Origin of the sequence: Streptomyces sp. NBC_00986, assembly GCF_045162565.1 — a bacterium.
Taxonomy (GTDB): domain Bacteria; phylum Actinomycetota; class Actinomycetes; order Streptomycetales; family Streptomycetaceae; genus Streptomyces.
On record NZ_CP108733.1, the window covers coordinates 333,237 to 351,527 of the forward strand.

General features: G+C 68.6%; 16 protein-coding genes and 3 pseudogenes. 13 read left to right on the forward strand and 6 right to left on the reverse strand.

Annotated features, from left to right (window positions below):
* The first annotated feature begins 22 nt into the window (after positions 1 to 22).
* The 3 genes from OG504_RS01365 to OG504_RS01375 all read left to right on the forward strand — a co-directional run bounded on the left by OG504_RS01365 (position 23) and on the right by OG504_RS01375 (position 2,690).
* The gene (locus OG504_RS01365; protein ID WP_405987974.1) at positions 23 to 1,186 is read left to right on the forward strand and encodes a sensor histidine kinase; all 1,164 of its coding nucleotides are present in this window, start codon (positions 23 to 25) and stop codon (positions 1,184 to 1,186) included.
* Positions 1,183 to 1,845, forward strand: coding sequence for a response regulator (locus OG504_RS01370; RefSeq protein WP_405987975.1), 663 nt, complete (start codon positions 1,183 to 1,185; stop codon positions 1,843 to 1,845). The genes OG504_RS01365 and OG504_RS01370 overlap by 4 nt, the downstream gene beginning before the upstream one ends.
* Positions 1,846 to 2,315: 470 nt before the next feature.
* Entirely contained in the window at positions 2,316 to 2,690 is a 375-nt protein-coding gene (locus OG504_RS01375; protein WP_405987976.1) for a sigma factor, read from the forward strand.
* Here the strand turns inward: OG504_RS01375 and OG504_RS01380 are convergent.
* Positions 2,627 to 2,806, reverse strand: a pseudogene (locus OG504_RS01380) (PadR family transcriptional regulator); the annotation flags it as partial. The gene OG504_RS01375 and the pseudogene OG504_RS01380 sit on opposite strands and share 64 nt — an antisense overlap.
* A 335-nt stretch (positions 2,807 to 3,141) precedes the next feature.
* On the opposite strand from OG504_RS01380, the gene OG504_RS01385 reads away from it, so the two are divergent.
* The 5 genes from OG504_RS01385 (at position 3,142) to OG504_RS01405 (ending at position 7,477) form a co-directional block, all read left to right on the forward strand.
* Complete coding sequence (locus OG504_RS01385; protein WP_405987977.1) at positions 3,142 to 3,663, forward strand: alpha/beta fold hydrolase; 522 nt, start codon at positions 3,142 to 3,144, stop codon at positions 3,661 to 3,663.
* 171 nt (positions 3,664 to 3,834) lie between these two features.
* On the forward strand, positions 3,835 to 4,650 hold the full coding sequence (locus OG504_RS01390; RefSeq protein WP_405987978.1) for an oxidoreductase: 816 nt from the start codon (positions 3,835 to 3,837) through the stop codon (positions 4,648 to 4,650).
* 99 nt (positions 4,651 to 4,749) lie between these two features.
* Complete coding sequence (locus OG504_RS01395) at positions 4,750 to 5,661, forward strand: alpha/beta hydrolase (RefSeq protein ID WP_405987979.1); 912 nt, start codon at positions 4,750 to 4,752, stop codon at positions 5,659 to 5,661.
* 73 nt (positions 5,662 to 5,734) lie between these two features.
* Positions 5,735 to 6,748, forward strand: a complete 1,014-nt coding sequence (locus OG504_RS01400; RefSeq protein ID WP_405987980.1) for an NADP-dependent oxidoreductase — start codon at positions 5,735 to 5,737, stop codon at positions 6,746 to 6,748.
* Positions 6,749 to 6,886: 138 nt separating this feature from the next.
* Positions 6,887 to 7,477, forward strand: coding sequence for a TetR/AcrR family transcriptional regulator (locus OG504_RS01405; RefSeq protein WP_405987981.1), 591 nt, complete (start codon positions 6,887 to 6,889; stop codon positions 7,475 to 7,477).
* Between the two features lie 58 nt (positions 7,478 to 7,535).
* Here the strand turns inward: OG504_RS01405 and OG504_RS01410 are convergent, their stop codons facing one another.
* Positions 7,536 to 7,850 (reverse strand): hypothetical protein, encoded by a 315-nt coding sequence (locus tag OG504_RS01410; protein ID WP_405987982.1) that lies wholly within the window; start codon positions 7,848 to 7,850, stop codon positions 7,536 to 7,538.
* Positions 7,851 to 7,929: 79 nt separating this feature from the next.
* Between OG504_RS01410 and uvrA the strand changes: the two genes are divergently transcribed.
* Positions 7,930 to 10,398 (forward strand): excinuclease ABC subunit UvrA, encoded by a 2,469-nt coding sequence (gene uvrA / locus OG504_RS01415; protein ID WP_405987983.1) that lies wholly within the window; start codon positions 7,930 to 7,932, stop codon positions 10,396 to 10,398.
* Positions 10,399 to 10,995: 597 nt separating this feature from the next.
* Here uvrA and OG504_RS01420 read toward each other — a convergent pair.
* The gene (locus tag OG504_RS01420) at positions 10,996 to 11,418 is read right to left on the reverse strand and encodes a hypothetical protein (protein ID WP_405987984.1); all 423 of its coding nucleotides are present in this window, start codon (positions 11,416 to 11,418) and stop codon (positions 10,996 to 10,998) included.
* 145 nt (positions 11,419 to 11,563) lie between these two features.
* Between OG504_RS01420 and OG504_RS01425 the strand changes: the two genes are divergently transcribed.
* Positions 11,564 to 12,808, forward strand: coding sequence for an IS256 family transposase (locus OG504_RS01425; protein WP_405987985.1), 1,245 nt, complete (start codon positions 11,564 to 11,566; stop codon positions 12,806 to 12,808).
* A 137-nt stretch (positions 12,809 to 12,945) separates the two neighbouring features.
* Here OG504_RS01425 and OG504_RS01430 read toward each other — a convergent pair.
* Positions 12,946 to 13,916, reverse strand: a pseudogene (locus OG504_RS01430) (IS5 family transposase).
* A 93-nt stretch (positions 13,917 to 14,009) separates the two neighbouring features.
* Positions 14,010 to 14,345 carry a hypothetical protein gene (locus tag OG504_RS01435; RefSeq protein ID WP_405987986.1) on the reverse strand — a complete coding sequence of 112 codons (336 nt, stop codon included), beginning with the start codon at positions 14,343 to 14,345 and terminating at the stop codon, positions 14,010 to 14,012.
* Positions 14,346 to 14,596: 251 nt separating this feature from the next.
* Here OG504_RS01435 and OG504_RS01440 point away from each other — a divergent pair, with 251 nt between their 5' ends.
* Positions 14,597 to 14,896, forward strand: coding sequence for a hypothetical protein (locus OG504_RS01440; RefSeq protein WP_405987987.1), 300 nt, complete (start codon positions 14,597 to 14,599; stop codon positions 14,894 to 14,896).
* Positions 14,897 to 15,248: 352 nt separating this feature from the next.
* On the opposite strand, the gene OG504_RS01445 is transcribed toward OG504_RS01440, so the two are convergent.
* Entirely contained in the window at positions 15,249 to 15,929 is a 681-nt protein-coding gene (locus OG504_RS01445; protein WP_405987988.1) for a TetR/AcrR family transcriptional regulator, read from the reverse strand.
* A gap of 144 nt (positions 15,930 to 16,073) precedes the next feature.
* Here OG504_RS01445 and OG504_RS01450 point away from each other — a divergent pair, with 144 nt between their 5' ends.
* Together OG504_RS01450 and OG504_RS01455 are read left to right on the forward strand one after the other, a co-directional pair.
* Complete coding sequence (locus OG504_RS01450; protein WP_405987989.1) at positions 16,074 to 16,934, forward strand: SDR family oxidoreductase; 861 nt, start codon at positions 16,074 to 16,076, stop codon at positions 16,932 to 16,934.
* A 253-nt stretch (positions 16,935 to 17,187) separates the two neighbouring features.
* Positions 17,188 to 18,007: pseudogene (locus OG504_RS01455) on the forward strand (IS5/IS1182 family transposase); the annotation flags it as partial.
* Between the last annotated feature and the right edge of the window lie 284 nt (positions 18,008 to 18,291).

Below are 18,291 nucleotides of genomic sequence, written 5' to 3' on the forward strand. Positions count from 1 at the left end.
GCCCTTCCGTAATGTCGGCGGGGTGAAGCACCTCCAGCCGGCGCACCGACTGTTCCGGGACCACCCGCCGCTCTCCCTCGTACTGCTGCTCGGGCCACCCGTCCTGTGCGCTGTCGCCGCGTCGCACGAGTTGCTCTACAACCGGTCCGGAGCACTGAACTGGGTACTGGCGATCGCGGTGATCTGTCCCCTCGTGCTGCGCCGCCGGGCACCGGTCGTCGTGTTCTGGTTCTGCTGGGCCGTGGCACTGGCGACGTGGGCGCTCGACACGGTCTCGTTCTCCGAATTCGCGGTGCTCGTCGCGCTCTACACCGTTTCCGCCCACCGCGGCCTGCGACACTCGCTTCCCGCCGCGGCGGCCGTCGAGCTGGGTGTCGTCCTGGTCGCGGTGCGGTTCGCCCCGGCCGGAAGCATCAACGACGCCTTCGTGATCCTCAGTGGGCTGGCCGCCGCGGCGTTCTTCCTCGGCACCACCGTGCGGGCCCAGCGCCGCTACCTCGCCTCCATCGAGGACCGCGCGCAACGCCTGGAACAGGAGCGCGCCCAGCAGGCGCAGCTCGCCGCGGCGGCCGAACGCGCCCGGATCGCGCGGGAGATGCACGACATCGTCGCCCACGGTCTGGTGGTCGTCGTAGCCCTCTCCGAGGCCGCGGCGGCGACCACGGGGGTCGATCCGGAGGGCGCTCGCGGGAAGATGCTCCAGGCGGCGTCGACCGGCCGACAGTCCCTTGCCGGAATGCGCCGCCTCCTCGGTGTCCTGCGGGCCGATGACGGTGGCGACCGCGCCCCTCAGCCCGACCTCGGCTCGCTCAAGGCCCTGGTGGACGAGACCCGCGGCACCGGCCTGGACGTCCGGCTGACCGAGACCGGCAGCCCGGAGACCCTGAGCGCGGAGGCACAGACGACGCTCTTCCGGATCCTGCAGGAGTCGCTCACGAATGTCGTCAAGCACGCGCGGGACGCGTCGACAGTGGATGTCGTCCTGCAATGCTGCGGTGACCTGGTCGCCTTCAGTGTCACCGACGACGGCAGACCGGCCCCCGGGACCGGCTCCGAAGGACATGCCGGCAACGGGTTGACCGGGATGCGGGAACGGGTCGCGATGTTCGACGGTGCCCTCCGGGCGGGGCCCACCGCGTCAGGGTGGGTCGTCTCGGGCGAGCTGAAGCTGGGGGAACCGCGATGACGGTCTCGGTCCTCCTCGCCGACGACCAGGCGCTCATCCGCATGGCGTTCCGCAGCCTCCTCGACACGATGCCGGACATCACTGTCGTCGGCGAAGCCGCCAACGGGGAGGAGGCGGTCGACCTCACGCGGCGCACGCTGCCGGACGTGGTGCTCATGGACGTACGCATGCCGGTCGTGGACGGCATCGAAGCGACCCGGCGCATCACCTCCCACACAGCGTCCCGCGTCCTCATCCTCACCACCTTCGACCTCGACGAGTACGCCTTCGAGGGCCTCCGCGCCGGAGCCTGTGGATTCCTCCTCAAGGACGTCGTCCCGGCCGTGCTCCAGGCAGCGATCCGAGCCGTGGCCTCCGGCGACGCCGTCCTCACCCCGCGCATCACCCGCGGTCTCGTCGACCGCTTCGCCCAGATCGCCCCGTGGCCCCGCGCAGACGACGCAGGCGCACTCTTCGCCCGACTGACGGCCCGCGAAAGGGACGTGTTCCACCTCATCGCCGCCGGCCTGTCCAACGCGGAGATAGCCGAACGTCTCTTCCTGACCGAAGCCACCGTCAAGACCCACATCACCCGCATCCTCACCAAACTGCAGCTCCGCGACCGGGTCCAGGTCGTGATCTTCGCCTACGAACACCAGCTGCGCACGCACGGCGCATAGCCTGAAGATTCTCCCTTCTCGTAATCCGTTATTGGGCTGCGGGTGACGTTGTGTGATTGGCCGGTCGTCAGGGGCCGGCGGATGGGATGATCCCGCATCCAGGCACGGGACGGGCAGGCGCTCGTCCCGGCCTACGGCACTCAGTTACGGACTGCGAGGAGGCATCACTCGGGGGCAGACCCTGACGGTGCGCCGAGTCGGTCTACGCGACCGCACCCGGGGCAGCGCCTACGCCGCCTCGCTCACCGCATGGCTGGGCGCCGTGGGCAGCGTCGGCGAGACTGCACAACGATTGACGATCCAGCCCGACGCCCTGAGGTACCGGCCGCCCCGCGCCCGGGAACTGTTCAGCCTGGACCCACCCGGACGACCCGCTGTCACGCTGGCTTCAACTCCGCCTTGGACGACTGCCGCTGGAGCCAGCCACCAGAGTAGGTAAGCCGATCGCGGCCCCGAAGCGTTCAGGGGGTGTGAAGCAGCTGGAGTTCAGCGAGTTCTACGAAGCCAATCGGGACGTCTGCCTGCGGGCGGTGCTGGCCGGGGTGGGTGATCGGCAGTTGGCCGAGGACCTGGTCACCGAGGCGTTCACCCGCGCCTGGACGTCGTGGCACGTGGTGCGCCGGCACTCCGCGCCCCGCGCCTGGGTGGTCCGGACCGCGTTCAACACCCGGGTGTCGTGGTGGCGCAGACGGCGACGCGAGGTCGCCGCCGACGTCGTCCCCGACACCCTGGAGGTCACCGCCGGTGACCGCGGTCCGGACACAGGGCTGGACCCCGACCTGCTCGCCGGTGCGGGGCGCCGTTCGATCAGTCCGGCCTTCGTCAGCCGGCTGATCGCCGGGTAGAGGGTGCCGTCGCTGACCGGACGGCTGTAGCCGGTCAGGTGCGTGATGCGGCGGCGCAGCTCGTGACCGGGCAGGGGGCCTGCGGCGAGGAAGCCGAGTATCGCGAGTTCAAGCATGACTCCAGGATCTCCCATCGAAACGATGTGAACATCGTTTCGATGCAGGTGGAGGCGCCTTCCCCGTACCGCCTGCATGGCCAGCCCGGGCGGGCTGCCCGCCCGGCCGCACACAAAGATCGCCGTCACGGTCACCGGCCAGGGCCGCCCTCTGGTCGCCTCCCCCGGCGCCCTCAACGCCGCCCAGGACTGGCAGATCCTCGCCGACCTGCCGGCCCCGCACTTCACCACCTACGCGATCGACCGCCGCGGCCGGGGCGCCAGCGGCGACCACAGCACGCACACCATCCAGCAGGAGGCCGACGACACTGCCGCCGTCCTCGACCTCGCCGGCCATGACGCGATACCGCTCGGCCGCTCCTACGGCGGACTGGTCACCCTCGCTCACGCCCTGCACCAGCCCCCCGGCGGCGTTCATCCTCTACGAGCCGATCCTGCTGGGCGGCCCCGTCGGCGGCGATGCCATCGCCCCTTCGAGGAGGCCGTCCAGGCAGGCGCCCTCGAGCATGCCCTCACCCTGGCTGCGGAACTTCCTGAAGTTCCCCGACGAGGCCATCGAGGAGTTCCGCCAGACCCCGTTCTGGGCCATCCGTGCGTCCATGACCCTGACATGGGACCGCGAGATGCGCGCGATGGACAGCTTCGGCGACGACCTCACCAGCTTCGCCACCCTCACCATCCCGGCCCTCCTCGTGATCGGCGAGCTCGGCCCCCGCCGGCTGACCGACGCCTCCCGCCGCCTGCACAAGGCCCTGCCCGACGCCCGCTTCGTCGAGATCCCTGGCGAAGCCCACGACGCCTTCCCCATAGGCCCCCACGCCCTCGCCGACGCCCTCACCGCCGACCTGCCCCACTGACTGAAGTGATGCCCGGCTCTCACAAACGGTCCTTTGCGCGAGCAAGATCAGAAACGGGCCGCCGAACCCCCGCCGATCACCGGAGCCTCCCCCTTGCCATCCATCCCGTCGCGCCATAGAATTACGACCGTAAGACAAACGATCGTAATTCAATGACTCAGGGAGTCTGTGATGACGACAGATCGGCCGCTAGCACTCGTAACGGGGGCGTCCTCGGGGATCGGCAACACAACCGCTCGCGCCTTGGTCGCAGCCGGGTTCGAGGTGATCGGAACCGGACGGAACACCTTGGGACTCACCCCGCCCGCCGGTGTGACCTTCCTCGACCTCGACGTGACCAGTGACGAATCCGTCGCCACCGCCGTCCGGGAAGTGATCGAACGGTTCGGACGGATCGACGTCCTCGTCAACAACGCCGGACTCGGCTCGGCCGGCGCCGCCGAGGAGAACTCGGTCGCCCAGGCCCAGGGCCTCTTCAACCTCAACTTCTTCGGTCTCGTCCGCATGACCAAGGCCGTCCTGCCGCACATGCGCGCCCAGGGCCGTGGCCGCATCATCAACCTCTCGTCCGTCCTCGGCGTCGTCCCGCAGCCCTATATGGCCCTCTACGTCGCCGCGAAGCACGCCATCGAGGGCTACTCCGAGTCCCTCGACCACGAGGTCCGCGAGCACGGCGTCCGCGTCCTGCTCGTTGAGCCCGGCTACACCCGGACCGCCTTCGACGCCAATGCCGCGCAGCCCGACACCCCCCTGCCGCTGTATGCGGAGCGGCGGCGTGTCTTCGATGAAGTGGTCGCCGCGGCAATGAAGACCGGCGACGACCCTGCCGTCGTCGCCAAGGAGATCGTCACGGCAGCCACCGCCCCGAAGCCGAAGCTGCGCTACACCGCCGGACCGCTCGCCTCACGCATCACCACCGCGCGACGCCTCGTCCCCGCCGGGATCTTCGACAAGCAGATCCGCAGATTCAACCGGATGCCCGGCTGACGTCACCCCCGGCCCATCGACCTGCCGTGCGCGCCAGCGGCGCGTTCAGTTCTGACCTGACCTGACCTGACCTGACCTGACCTGACGAGGAGCATCACCATGGGAATCAGCACGGAAGCACAGCAGTTCGCGCAGTTCCTCGAAAGTGTGCGCACGAAGGCGTCGACACCGGGCCTCGACCTGGCCGTCGTCCGCGCCATCGTCGACACACATGCTTCGGCATCGGCCGAGCCGGAAGGCGTCACCTACGCCGACGTGGACGCGGACGGCGTCCCCGCCCTGTGGGCCATCCCTGAGGGGGCCGACCCCGACAAGGCGCTGCTCCACTTCCATTTCGGCGGATCGGTCGCCGCCTCGATCACATCGGACCGCAAGGCCGCCGGCCACATCGCCAAGGCGGCCGAAGCCCGCTCACTCGTCGTGGGCTTCCGTCTGGCGCCCGAGCACCCCCACCCGGCGCAGATCGACGACGCCGAGACCGCCTACCGGTGGCTGCTCGCACAGGGCTACGAGCCGCAAAACATCGGCAGCACCGGCCACTCCATCGGAGGCACCCTGGCCATCGCGCTTCCGCTGCGCCTGCTTTCCAAGGGCGAGGCAGCCCCGGGGGCGATCATCAGCATCTCGCCGTGGACCGACCTCACCATCAGTAACCCGAAGGTGGACGAGAACGAGGAACTGGACAAGATGCTCAGCCGGGACATCCTCGAGCAGTTCCGAGCGGCTTGGCTGCAGGACCCCGGCGTGGACTTCACCGACCCCGACATCAGCATCCTGAACGCCGACCTGACCGGTCTGCCGCCGACGGCCCTCCACTACGGAGAGTATGAGGCGCTTGCCGGCGAGGGCGCCGACTTCGGCCGCCGACTCGCCGACTTCAAGATCCTCTCCGAGGTCCGTCCGCTGCCCGGGGGGCAGCACTCGTTCATCCTGGGGGCGGGGCGTGTGCCCGAGGTGGACCGGGCGATCGAGCAGATGGGGCAGTGGCTTCGACGGCACCTCGGCAGCTGATGTGGAAGGTGGTCCGACATGCGCATCGTCCGCCGAAAGGCAACCGAGAAGATCACGCGAGGGGATGGCTGACATGAAGGCATTCATCGTCGAGAAGTACGGCAAGGACGGCCTGCGCGCCGCAGAGGTTCCCGAGCCCACCGTCGGCGACGGCGACGTCCTGGTCCGAGTGAGTGCCGCCAGCATCAACCCGCTGGACAAGATGGTCCGTAACGGGGAGTTCAAACGGCTCCTGAAGTACAAGCTGCCCTTCGTGCTCGGCCACGACGTCGCCGGCATCGTGACACAGGTCGGGTCCGCAGTGCGCGACGTGGCCGTCGGCGACGAGGTCTACGCACGTCCCCGCGACCTGCGGATCGGCGGCTTCGCCGAGTTCATTGCGATCGACCAGGACGACGTGTCCCCCAAGCCGGAGTCACTCACCCTCCGCGAGGCGGCCGCGGTGCCTCTGGTGGCCCTGGCCGCCTGGCAGATCCTCGTCGACCGCGCCCGCGTGAAGCCGGGCCAGAAGGTGCTCATCCATGCCGGTGCCGGCGGCCTCGGATCGACGGCCGTCCAGCTCGCCAAGCACCTCGGCGCCACAGTGGCCACGACCGCGAACACTGCGTCCGAGAAGCTGGTCAGGAGCCTCGGCGCCGACATCGTCGTCGACTACACCAAGGAGGACTTCTCGCAGGTGCTGTCCGGCTACGACCTGGTGCTGGACTCCCTGGGCGGGACGAACCTCGAGAAGTCGCTGACCGTGCTGAAGCCCGGTGGCGTGGCCATCAGCGTCGTGGGCCCCCCGGACGCCGCGTTCGCCAAGCAGCTCGGCGCCCCATCCTTTCTGGGCCTGGTCATGAACGTGCTCAGTCGCAAGACCCGCAAGCAGGCCAAGGCCCTGGGCGTGCGCTACCAGTTCTTCTTCATGCAGGCGAACGGCACCCAACTGCGCGAACTCGCCGCCCTCTACGACAACGGACAGCTCCGCCCGGTCATCGACCGAACGTTCCCCTTCGACCGGACGCTCGAAGCGATGGCGCACGTCGAGCAGGGCCGCACCGCGGCCGGAAAGGTCGTGATCTCGATGGCACCCGACGACGAGTGAACCGGGCCAGCCGCAGAGAAGGGGTGCCGGTGCTCCAGGACACCCGTCGGCACACCATTGGAGTACGTTCACAATCCAATACAATGGGGAAGCCGGCGGAGGGCAGGTGACCCTTCCGGCACACAGAGGAGCGAGCGCGTGCCGCGTTACGGAAAAGAGCACAAGCAGGCGACGAGGCAGCGGATCATCGAGACCGCCGGCCGCCGGTTCAAGCGGGACGGCATCGACGGCTCGGGCGTCGCAACACTGATGGCGGACGCCGGACTGACCAACGGCGCCTTCTACGCCCACTTCGCATCCAAGGACGACCTCGTGGCCACCGCGGTCACGGACCAATTGCGCGCGCAGTACGCGAACGTCATCGAGCAGGCTGCCCCCGGCATCGCCGGAGTCGAGCAGATCGTGCGGTGGTATCTGTCGCCCCAGCACCGCGACAGTCCCGACGACGGCTGCCCCTCCGCGGCACTCCTCGATGAGATCGGGCGCTGCCCGGACGAGACCAAGCAGGCATACACCGACGGCGTGCTCGCCGTCATCGACGGTATCGCCGCTCGCCTGGCGCCCGCCGATCCGCCCTCGGCGCGCACGAAGACACTCAGCGTCTACGCCCTGATGGTCGGAACGCTGCAGCTCTCCCGCGCCCTGTCCGACCGGCAACTCTCCGAAGAACTCCTCGACGAGGGCATCCGCAACGCACTCACCCTGCTCGGCGTACAGGCGTCCCGCTGACGCGCAGCACCACGCGGCAGCCTCGACGAGCCGCTCCACACCAGCCCCGGCGCAGCGCCTACCGCTTCGGCGGGGCCTTCTTGCCCTCCGCCGCCACCGCAAAGAACTGCGTCACCCTCAGCCCGGGCGTCGGGTGACTCAGCGGTGGGCGGCGCGGTTCATCTCCGACGTCGTCGACGGTGGGGTTGGCCGGGAGGGCGGCGAAGCGTTCCGGGAGGCTGTCGCGGATGGCCGCGTCCTTGACGCGGTCGGCCGCGGCCAGAGCCGCCGGCAGCTCCTCGATGGTCAGCTCGGTGCAGTAGACGGGGCCGTTGGGCTGCTGGCGCCAGGAGTCGGCCGGTGTGCCGGCGTCGTAGGGGTCGAGGCCGGTCATGTCCTGATGGCGTCTGCAAGCGGGGCCCGGTGACGGTGCCTGTCGCGCGGTTCCCGGTGCGATCAGGTAATCAGGAACGGTGAACAAGGACGCGACCGACCCCTTCGTGCATGTCCGGGGCGCCAGTGAGAACAACCTGCGGAACATCGATGTCGACGTTCCGCGGGACGCGATGGTCGCCTTCACCGGCGTTTCCGGTTCGGGCAAGTCCTCGCTCGCGTTCGGCACGCTCTACGCGGAGGCCCAGCGCCGTTACTTCGAGTCCGTAGCACCGTACGCCCGAAGGCTGTTGCAACAGGTCGGCGCACCGCACGTGCAGGAAATCACCGGACTGCCACCCGCCGTGGCCCTGCAGCAGCGACGTGGGTCGCCCAGCTCGCGCTCGACGGTCGGCACCCTCACCACGTTGTCCAATCTGCTGCGCATGCTGTACTCCCGCGCCGGCACCTATCCGCCCGGGGCCGCACGGCTGGAGGCCGAGTCGTTCTCACCCAACACCGCCGCCGGGGCCTGCCCGGAGTGCCACGGACTGGGTGTCGTGCACGACGTCGCCGAGGACCTGCTCGTGCCGGACCCCTCGCTGAGCATCCGCGAGGGGGCGATCGCCGCCTGGCCGGGCGCCTGGCAGGGCGCCAATCTGCGCAGTGTCGTGAACGGCCTGGGGATCGACATCGACCGACCGTGGCGCAGGCTCAGGAAGAAGGACCGGGACTGGTTGCTGTACACGGACGAGCAGCCCTCCGTGTACATCGAGCCGGAGGAGGACCGCGTCGACTACGGCTACCAGGGCAAGTTCTGGAGCGCCCGCAAGCACGTCATGCACGTCCTCGCCGACTCCAAGAGCGAGAAGATGCGCGAGCGGGCGCTCCGGTTCGTCAGGAGTGTGCCCTGCCCCGAGTGCCATGGCAGCGGACTGCGGCCCGAGGCGCTGGCCGTGACCTTCGCCGGACGTTCCATCGCCGAGATCAACGCGATGCCGCTCACCAAGGTCGTGGCGCTGCTGCGGCCCGTCGCGGGGCGGTCCGAGGCCGACGCCACCACGTCGACCGCCCGATCCGGGGAGACGACCGAAGTCGCGGTCCGGATCTGCGGCGATCTGGTCGCACGGGTCGACGTACTGCTCGACCTGGGCCTCGGATATCTCAGCCTCGGGCGCCGCTCGACCACCCTGTCGCCCGGCGAGGCACAGCGCCTGCGGATCGCCACCCAGTTGCGCTCGGGACTGTTCGGCGTCGTCTACGTCCTCGACGAACCCTCCGCGGGCCTGCACCCGGCTGATGCCGAACCGCTGCTGGACGTGCTGGACCGCCTCAAGGCGGCGGGCAACTCGCTGTTCGTCGTGGAGCACGACATGGACGTCGTACGGCGGGCGGACTGGGTGGTCGACATCGGTCCCGGCGCGGGTGAGGGCGGCGGACGCGTGCTGTACAGCGGCCCGGTCGCCGGTCTTGAGAAGGTCGGGGAATCGGCCACGAGCCAGTACTTGTTCGGGCGCGCCCAACCGCTCGATCACCGCCCGCGCACACCGCACGGTTGGCTGCACCTGAGCGGCGTCTCCCGCCATAATCTGCACGACGTGGCCGTCGACGTACCGCTCTGCGTGCTGACGGCGGTGACGGGCGTGTCCGGTTCCGGAAAGTCGACGCTGGTGACGCAGGTCCTCGCCGAGGTCGTCCGCGGCCACCTCGGACTCGCACCCGAGGAGCCCGACGAGGCGCAGCTGGAGGTTGACGTCCAGGACGCGTCGGGGGTCGAGTCGTTCGACCGCCTGGTCCGGGTCGACCAACGGCCCATCGGCCGAACTCCCCGGTCCAACCTGGCCACGTACACGGGGATGTTCGACGCGGTGCGCAAGCTGTACGCGGCGACGGACGAGGCCAGGGCGCGCGGCTACTCGGCCGGACGGTTCTCCTTCAACGTGCCCGAAGGGCGCTGCGAGACCTGCCAGGGCGAAGGATTCGTCGCGGTCGAGCTGCTGTTCCTGCCCGGCACGTACGCGCCGTGCCCGACTTGCCAGGGCGCCCGGTACAACGCCGAAACGCTGGAAGTCACCTACCGCGGCAAGAACATCGCGGAAGTGCTGGAGCTGTCCGTCGACGCCGCCGCCGAGTTCCTGTCCCCGGTACCGGCCGCCTCCCGCAGTCTGGAGACGCTGCGCGAGGTGGGACTGGGGTATTTGCGGCTGGGGCAGCCCGCGACGGAACTCAGCGGTGGTGAGGCGCAACGCATCAAATTGGCCACCGAACTCCAGCGAGCCCGCCGCGGTCACGCGCTCTACCTGCTCGACGAGCCGACGACGGGGCTGCACCCCTCGGACATCGCACTGCTGCTGCGACAGCTGCACCGGCTCGTCGACGCCGGCAACACGGTCGTCCTCGTCGAGCACGACCTGGACACGATCGCCACTGCCGACTGGGTGATCGACCTCGGGCCGGGCGGCGGCGACGCGGGCGGGCGGGTAGTCGCGGCGGGGCCGCCGGCCAAGTTGGCCAGGTCTCGCCGCAGCGCCACCGCGCCCTACCTCGCGGCCCGGCTCGCGCGCTCCTGACGACGGCGCGAGCGCGCGTCGCAGCAGGTCCGGATCACTGAAGCAGGCGCGGCGCTCCCACGGGGGCTCGGGCCACCCTGCACACTGCCCAGCCTCCGTGCCCGGTGACAGCACCCTTCACTCGAACCGGTCCAGGGAGAAGCCGCCAAGTCCCTGGCCACCGCCCTGCGCTCGCTGTTCCGCGCTCTCAAACGGGAGAAACTCATTTTCCGTGTCCTGGCCCGCACCGTCTCCCTGACCACCGCCGTCGTACTGCCCAGGCGGCTGGCCGACGATAATCTGCGCGGCACTCTCGACCGTCTCCCCAACCCCCGCGACCGGCTCAGCTTGGTGCTCTGCCGGTGGTTCCAGCTATCAGAAGTTGCGCAATGCGGTGCCGTGCTACCGCCCTGTCAGTTGTGACGGGCGATCCTTACCGGCCATGATCGTGGTGATGGCTACTGCTGCGCCTTCGGCCCCGCGGCATTTGGCCGTGCGACGGTCGTGGCGGCGGTTGCGTTCGTCAGCGTCGGGCTGCTAAGGCGAGTATTCGGTCGTGATCAAGGGGTGGTCTTGGTGAGCCAAAGCGCGATGGTTGTCCCATAGGCAGGCTTGTTGTCACCTGCGCGGTTGGGCGCCGGACTCGGAGGTGTCGGCCGACTCCATGGGGGTGGGTCGGCGTCCGCCGCAGCAGGCCACCACTGCTGTCGCCGTGGAGTTCAGGAAGATCGTGAACCAGGATGACCTGTCCACCGCGTCGATGGATCCGGTACGAAGCGGCTCTTCCCCGGCCCGCTTGAGGATGTCGACGCTGTCGGCCAGGCCATCGATCGTGTGGCCACGCTTCAAAGAGTGGTGCATTCGACCCCGGAAGACGCCCGCGTGCCGGTTGGCTGGGACCAGTCCGTCCCAGACGACGAAGTCAGCCCCGGCGATCAAGGCGTTACGTGCAGGCCCGCATGCCGGAGTCTGTTCGCGGAGCATGGCGATGAGATCGTCGCGAGTCACACTGTGCCCCGGCGACAGGAGATCGCGTCCCATGAGGTGGTGTAGTCGGGCACGGTCCCGGAACGCGCGGGTGTCTGCCCGGGGCGTGCATCCGCTGGCGGTGCATGCTCCCTGAACAAGGGCAGGCCATCGCGCAAGTCTCCCTGGTGAACGGGCGGTTCAACCGGAGGAGCACGCGATGGCCTTGTCCCAGTCTGAGCTGATGCGGCTGCTGGAGTCACTACGTCGGGCCGAGGGAGTTGAAGCAATCAGGGTGGTGTGCGAGCGCATCCTGCAGGAGCTGATCGAGGCCGAGGCCACCGATGTGATCGGTGCCGCGCCGCGTGAGCACACCGAGACGCGCACGACCTGGCGCAACGGACACCGGGAGAGGCTGCTGACCACGCAGGCCGGTGACCTGGATCTGAAGATCCCGAAGGTGCGGAGCGGGTCGTTCTTCCCGTCTCTGCTGGAACGCCGGCGGCGGATCGACCGGGCGTTGTTCGCCGTGGTGATGGAGGCATACGTGCACGGGGTCTCGACCCGCTCGGTCGATGACCTGGTCAAAGCACTGGGTGCGGACAGCGGGATCTCCAAGTCCGAGGTCTCGCGGATCTGCGGCGAACTGGACGAGGAACTGACCGCGTTCAAGGAACGGCCACTGGATCACACCGTCTTCCCCTACGTCTTCTTGGATGCCACCTACTGCAAGGCGAGGGTGAATCACCGGATCGCCTCGCAGGCCGTGGTCATCGCGACCGGCATTTCCGCCACCGGGCACCGCGAGATCCTCGGCCTGATGGTCGGCGACAGCGAGTCGAAGCCGTTCTGGACGAAGTTCCTGCGCTCGCTTCGGGCCCGAGGCCTGGACAACGTCCAGCTGGTCATCTCCGACAGCCACAGTGGTCTGGTGGCCGCGATCCGCACCGTTTTCCTCGGCGCGGCCTGGCAACGCTGCCGGGTTCACTTCGTCCGGGACGTGTTCTCGGTGATCGAGAGGGGTTCCGGAGAGATGGTCGCCGCCACCATCCGCACGATCTTCGCGCAGACCACCGGCGAGCAGGTGCGCACCCAGCTGAACGTGGTCGCCGACATGCTCGGACGGCAGTTCCCAAGGGTCAAGACGATGCTGCTGGACGCCGCAACCGACATCACCGCGTTCGCCGACTTCCCGTCGGCGCACTGGAAGAAGATCTGGTCGACCAACCCGCTGGAGCGGCTGAACCGGGAGATCAAACGGCGGGCCGACGTCGTCCAGGTCTTCCCCAACCCCGCCGCCCTGGACCGGCTCGCCGCCGCAGTGCTGGCCGAACTCCACGACGAATGGCAGGTCTTCGACCGCCGCTACCTCTCCGAAGCCTCCATGGCCGAACTCCTCACCACCAAGCCAACCGAACCCGAACCGCAGATCACCACACAAGCGGAACCGAAACAGCTGCCGTGACTACACCACCCCGCGGGACATGACCCGACAGGAAGACCAGTGATCGGCTATGCGTGACAACTCCAGCGCCTCTCTGGTGACAGTCCGGCTGCTTCGGCCTGGTTTCTGCGCAGCCTATGCGGTGTCGTCGGTGACAACTACCGAGCCTCGGCACACTTGGCCAGGTCCTTGATCCAGAACATCGCGCCGCGGAGGTGGAGGCCGGCGAGGTAGCTCGGAAGGGTCTTGTCGTAGCGAGTGGCGATGCCCCGCCAGGCTTTCAGCTTGTTGATCAGGCGCTCGACGGTGTTCCGTTCCTTGTAGAGCTCGATGTCGTGGCGGACGGGCCGGCCACCCGTGGAGCCTCTCTTCTTCCGGTTGGCGGCCTAGTCCTTCTTTTCCGGGATGACTGCCTTGATGCCACGTGTGCGCAGGTGAGCGCGGTGGCCGCGGGACGAGTAAGCCTGGTCCCCGGCGACCGCGTCGGGGCGAGTACGGGGACGGCCGACCGGCCCACGGACCCGCACCTTCTTCAGGACGGGGATGAACTGAGGGCTGTCAGCGGCCTGCCCTTCGGTCAACACGAGCGCCGGCGGGCGGCACTTGCGCTCGCCGGCAACGTGGACCTCGCTGGTCTGACCGCCCCTGGAAAGCCCGAGCAGGGCGGCCTTCAGGCGGAGCTTGCGTCTGCGCCGGACACGTCGTCGCTCGTCCCGTTCCGAGTCGTGTTCGGCGTCCTGCTTGTTTTGTTCCTCCGAGCCGCCCCCCTTTGCCGGGCCTTCTCCGCCTCCCCGGCGGCCTGCTCCAGGTCGGCAAGCGTGTCGGAGTCGAGGTGCATCCCAGCGGCGTCGTGGTGGGCCCGAACGGTGGTGGAATCCAGGCTGACCAGCGACAAGTCCACCTCACCACGCTTCGCGGCTTCCGTAATCACGCCCTCCAGCAGGGCCCCGAAAACGCCGGCATCCCTCCACTGTCGGAAGCGGTTGTGGACAGTCGACCAGGCGCCGAACTCCTGCGGCATCTCCCGCCACTGGCCGCCCGTCCGAAACCGCCAGATCACGCCCTCGAACCGCCGGCGCAGCCGCTCGGGGTAGGGGCCGTATCCACCGATCGGCAGGTACGGCTCAATGAACTCCCACTAGGCGTCTGCCAGTTGTACTCGCGTCACACACCAAGATCTGCCGGATCAGGCACGACCACGAGGCCGAAACCCGCAAACTGATCACAACCCGATACCCGCCCTGGACGTGGCGATCCGGTCCAGATCGCTCGTGCCGACAGCGGCGTGGGGCCGGTTGCACGCCCAGCGCTTCAAGTCACCGCCGCGGTAGAGGAGTTCGGCGCCGCGTTTGTCCGCCGGGGCGGGGAAGGCGGGGTCGTGGGCACGGGCGTAGCGCAGGGCGACCAGAGTTATCTCCGGCAGGCGGTGTCCGTGGGCCTCGCGCAGTCCCACCGCCTGGTCGTCGACGACCGCCGGCCGGGACGGGTTCGCCGACGACGTCGTAGCTGCGGTGTCCGTCGCGGTGGTGCTCCAGCCGTCCGCGAGGAGGTCGGCCACCGGGGTGACTCAGCGGCCCAGCCGCCGACCTCATCCCCAGAAACCTGCACCCGACCAGGACGCTACAACGATCTCCCTGTGGACAAACTCCGGCACGGCGGGCGGAAGTCCCCGGTGCCAGTCGGAGAACATGGGACTGATGCCCACAGCCCGAACACCGGGACAGCCAGTTCCGCGCGCGACAGGCTCAACAGGGCTTGTGGCAAGCGGGAGTTGAGAGGCAGCCCTCCCTCCATGGCAGACTCCCCGGCATGCCGGATTTCTGGGTGAGCGAACAGGGCGACAAGTACCACGGCTGGGAGGGGTGCAGGGCCCTTGCAGCCGGGCAGGCTTCCGCCGACTCGCAGGAGGGCTACGAGCGGCACAACGTGACGCGGTACGACAGCGAGGCTGCCGCTCGGGCTGCCGCCAAGGAACACGCCAGGTGCGAGGCTCACGCATGCTTCGCCCGGGGGCGTGGTGCAGGACTCGCCCGGCTGTCGGAGCAGGCTCTCGAGGATCTGGACGATCCGAACCGGCTGGCGCGACATGACCTGCCAGCCGACGACTGAGACCTCAACACTGCTCAGCGGCTGCGGCCGCACCGGCCTGGTCCACCGCCGCGTTCTGGACTTGCACGAAGCGATCCCCTCCGAACACCACCGCAGACTCGCCGTATGGGAGCTGCGGAACGTCCTCGGCGCCTGAACGAGGGACGGGCCTTAAGAGCGACCGAGGATAGGCCTTCGCTTGGTGGGCGGGAGTGTAGGGTCCGCGTTCCGATGTGAAAATCCATGCCCTGATGTCAAATGAATGTCGAATGTGGCATGGATTGCGAACCTGCAGGTCAGGACCATCACTCGGTTGAGTGGGTTTGTGGTCGCGCTACTGACGTCACCTCGACCGTCATGTCAGACCGATGCATCATTGCCGGCGCCGGTAGCCCGTCAGCAGTGCGGCCAGAATGTCGGCAAGCCGCGGCGCGACATCGATCAGGGCGTGGGCCAGTTCGGGAGTGTCCTGGTAGAAGCGGCGCAGTTCGGTTCCCGGCGCTGCCATCTGCCACAGTGCGCCGGCCATGGCGGTGGCGGTCGCGACGACGTTGCCGCCCTGCTCTTCCGTCAGATGCAGGATGCCGCGGAGAGCTGCGCCGACTGCCCCGGCCTCGGCGATGGCGATCAGCTTGAAGGACCGGACGGCGGCGAAAGACACGCCGCGTTCCAGATTCAGCGGCGTGTGGGCGAGCAGGTCGCAGAACAGCGGCCTGGCGACGAGCGAGTCGGCGAGGATGCCCGCGACAACAGCGGCGATCGGCGTCTCGGGTTCTGCCGGGGGTCCGTCGCCCAGCTCGCCGAGGCGGGTCCGCACGTCCCGTGACCACTGCGTCCACTCGTCGGCGGCCAGCCGCAGGAAGATCTCCTCCCTGGTCTCGAAGTAGCGCAGCATCGCCGACTTGTGCATGCCGACCGTCGCGGCGATGTCCGTGAGGGTCACCGCGCGGATGCCGCGCTGCGCGGCCAGGTGTGCGGCAGCGTCCAGGATCGCCGTCTCGCGGGCGTGCTTGGCTTCGGCGCTCCGGGCGCGTTCGAACTGCGGTGTAGTCACCCGCACAGCATACTGCAACCGCGTTGCAGTATTAACGCAACCGTGTTTCACTAGGAAGCGAAGCCGGCACGGCCGAGCGACGGCCCGTCGTCGCCGACGGGCGTTGTTCGTGCCACCGCCCATCCCAGCGAAAGCAGGCATCCCATGACCGCCAAGACCATCGTCATCACCGGCACCGCCAGCGGCTTCGGCCAGCTGAGCGTGCGGCAGTTCGCCGAAGCCGGCTGGAACGTCGTCGCCACTGTGCGCAAGAAGACCGACCTGGACGCGCACGCCGGTCTGGAGAACGTCAGGACGCTCCTGCTCGACGTCGACGACGAGGAGGCCGGCCTGGCCTTCGGCGAACTCGCGAAGTCCCAGTTCGGCCGAGTCGACGCCTTGATCAACAACGCCGGGTACTTCCAGTCCGGGCCACTGGAGGCGACCACGATGGACCAGGCCCACCGGCAGTTCCAGACCAACGTCTTCGGCCTGATGGCCCTCAACAAGGCGTTCGTCCCGATCTTCCGGCAGCAGCGCTCGGGCGTCATCGTCAACGTCAGCTCTATCAGCGCCGACGCCGGCTTCCCCTACACCTCGGTCTACGAGGCATCCAAGGCGGCGGTCGCCGCGCTCAGCGAAGGGCTGCACGCCGAGCTCGCGGAGTTCGGCGTCACGGTCAAGGCACTGTTCCCCGGCAACATGGCGACCCGCATCTTCAGCAAGGTCGACCGCGCCCAGGACGTCCCCCAGGACTACCTGGCCTCCATGGAGCGGTTCTCCTCGATGAACGCGGTCCGCTCCGACCCGCAGATCACCGCCGACGTGATGTTCCGCATGGTGACCGACGGCGACACCGTCAAGGTCCGCTACTACAGCGGCCCCGACGGCGAGGCCATCCCGCGCGTCAAGCAACTGCTGGGCCAGGACTGGTACTGGCAGGAATTCAGCGCCCGCAACCGCGGCGAAACCACACCTCTGTGGAACGCGCTGATGCCCCAGCCCGTCGCCACAGACGAACGCTGAACGACCGGCACGCCCCGGCGACCGCCACAGATCCGTGCGTTGCCGCCCCGCTCAGCGCGCGCAGCCGGGTGCTCACCCCAAGGAAATGACACGAGATCCGGATCGGTCAAGGAGACGTTCACCGCGGACCGGAGCATCGTCGCAGGTCACGATGACGGCGTGTGGCGCAGGGACGCGGACCCTGCAGGCAGTTCAGGGATTTGGCAGGCGGGCGCGAACCTGATGGTTTCGGAATTCTCTACGCTTCGCCACCATCGGAGGATCCGCGCCCGCCGTTCCACCATTCCTGTTCGCCCCCCGTTGGGACCAGGTCTCGTTGCTGCTGCCCGAGCGTCCCGAGTTCGACCCGAGCCACCCGCATGGCTGCCATCGCCGACGCATACCGGACAAGACCGTGTTCCGTCTGGTCGTCGAGGGCTGCCCGGACCGGACGATCCGCAACCGGCTCAAGACCAGGGCGCACCCGGGCCCAGCCCATGAACCGCACCGACTGGCCCTGGCCGCCTACAACGCAATGACCGGCCTGGAGCTCGACGACCTGTCCGCCGCCGACTGCCACACCAAGGCCCCGGCCAAAGGCGAGAAAACCGACCTGTCCCCCGGTCCACCGCGGCAAACAGGGCCTGAAACGCTCAACCCTGGTCGAGGCCCGAGGCGTACCACCGGGCATCGCCTCCGACGGCACCGACCGCCACGACTCCAAACCGCTCGGACCAACCCTGGTAGCAGCCGAACAGCAACTCGGAACGCTGCCCACAGACGCCCGCATCCACCTGGACACCGCCTACAACGGCAGGCCGTGCGCCAACGTTCTCGACGAGCCCGGCCTGGCCGGGCGGATCGCCGCCAAAGGCATGCCCGCCCCGACCCAAGTCGGCAAGCGCCGGGTCGTCGAACGATCACAGTCCTGGACGAACGACGACGGCAGAACTCGCCGCTGCAGCGACCGCGACGGCCAAGTCATCGACTTCCACCTCAACCTTCCCGCCGCCTTCGTCACCGTCCGCGCACTCATCCGGGAAGCCCGCACCCGCTACCGGTGCGACACCCGACCCACCACCCGACACCTGAGGCGACGCCCATCCCCGGTCGCCCTCAGAGCCGAACGCGCACCACGACCACCTCAACTCTGCGCCGACAGGCCGAGCCCGTTCAGGCCCGCTTCGCGGTGGAACTCACCTCCGCGATGGGAGACGAAACCCTCGCACAACAACGTGACCTTCCAGTTCCTCAGGCCCACAGCCCGCGTCAACGTCGCCAGTCTCCTTGCCCGCGACCCTCAGTGCCCCACGTGCGCACCGGCTCATCCAGCCTTGGACACCTGGCAGCGTCGCGCCGCCGTGCACGATCGGTGGTG

Coding starts and splice junctions, on each gene's coding strand:
- OG504_RS01370 (WP_405987975.1), top strand. CDS start 1,183: ATGACGGTCTCGGTCCTCCTCGCCGACGACCAGGCGCTCATCCGCATG.
- OG504_RS01385 (WP_405987977.1), top strand. CDS start 3,142: ATGACGCGATACCGCTCGGCCGCTCCTACGGCGGACTGGTCACCCTCG.
- OG504_RS01390 (WP_405987978.1), top strand. CDS start 3,835: ATGACGACAGATCGGCCGCTAGCACTCGTAACGGGGGCGTCCTCGGGG.
- OG504_RS01395 (WP_405987979.1), top strand. CDS start 4,750: ATGGGAATCAGCACGGAAGCACAGCAGTTCGCGCAGTTCCTCGAAAGT.
- OG504_RS01400 (WP_405987980.1), top strand. CDS start 5,735: ATGAAGGCATTCATCGTCGAGAAGTACGGCAAGGACGGCCTGCGCGCC.
- OG504_RS01410 (WP_405987982.1), bottom strand. CDS start 7,850: ATGACCGGCCTCGACCCCTACGACGCCGGCACACCGGCCGACTCCTGG.
- OG504_RS01420 (WP_405987984.1), bottom strand. CDS start 11,418: ATGGGACGCGATCTCCTGTCGCCGGGGCACAGTGTGACTCGCGACGAT.
- OG504_RS01425 (WP_405987985.1), top strand. CDS start 11,564: ATGGCCTTGTCCCAGTCTGAGCTGATGCGGCTGCTGGAGTCACTACGT.
- OG504_RS01440 (WP_405987987.1), top strand. CDS start 14,597: ATGCCGGATTTCTGGGTGAGCGAACAGGGCGACAAGTACCACGGCTGG.
- OG504_RS01450 (WP_405987989.1), top strand. CDS start 16,074: ATGACCGCCAAGACCATCGTCATCACCGGCACCGCCAGCGGCTTCGGC.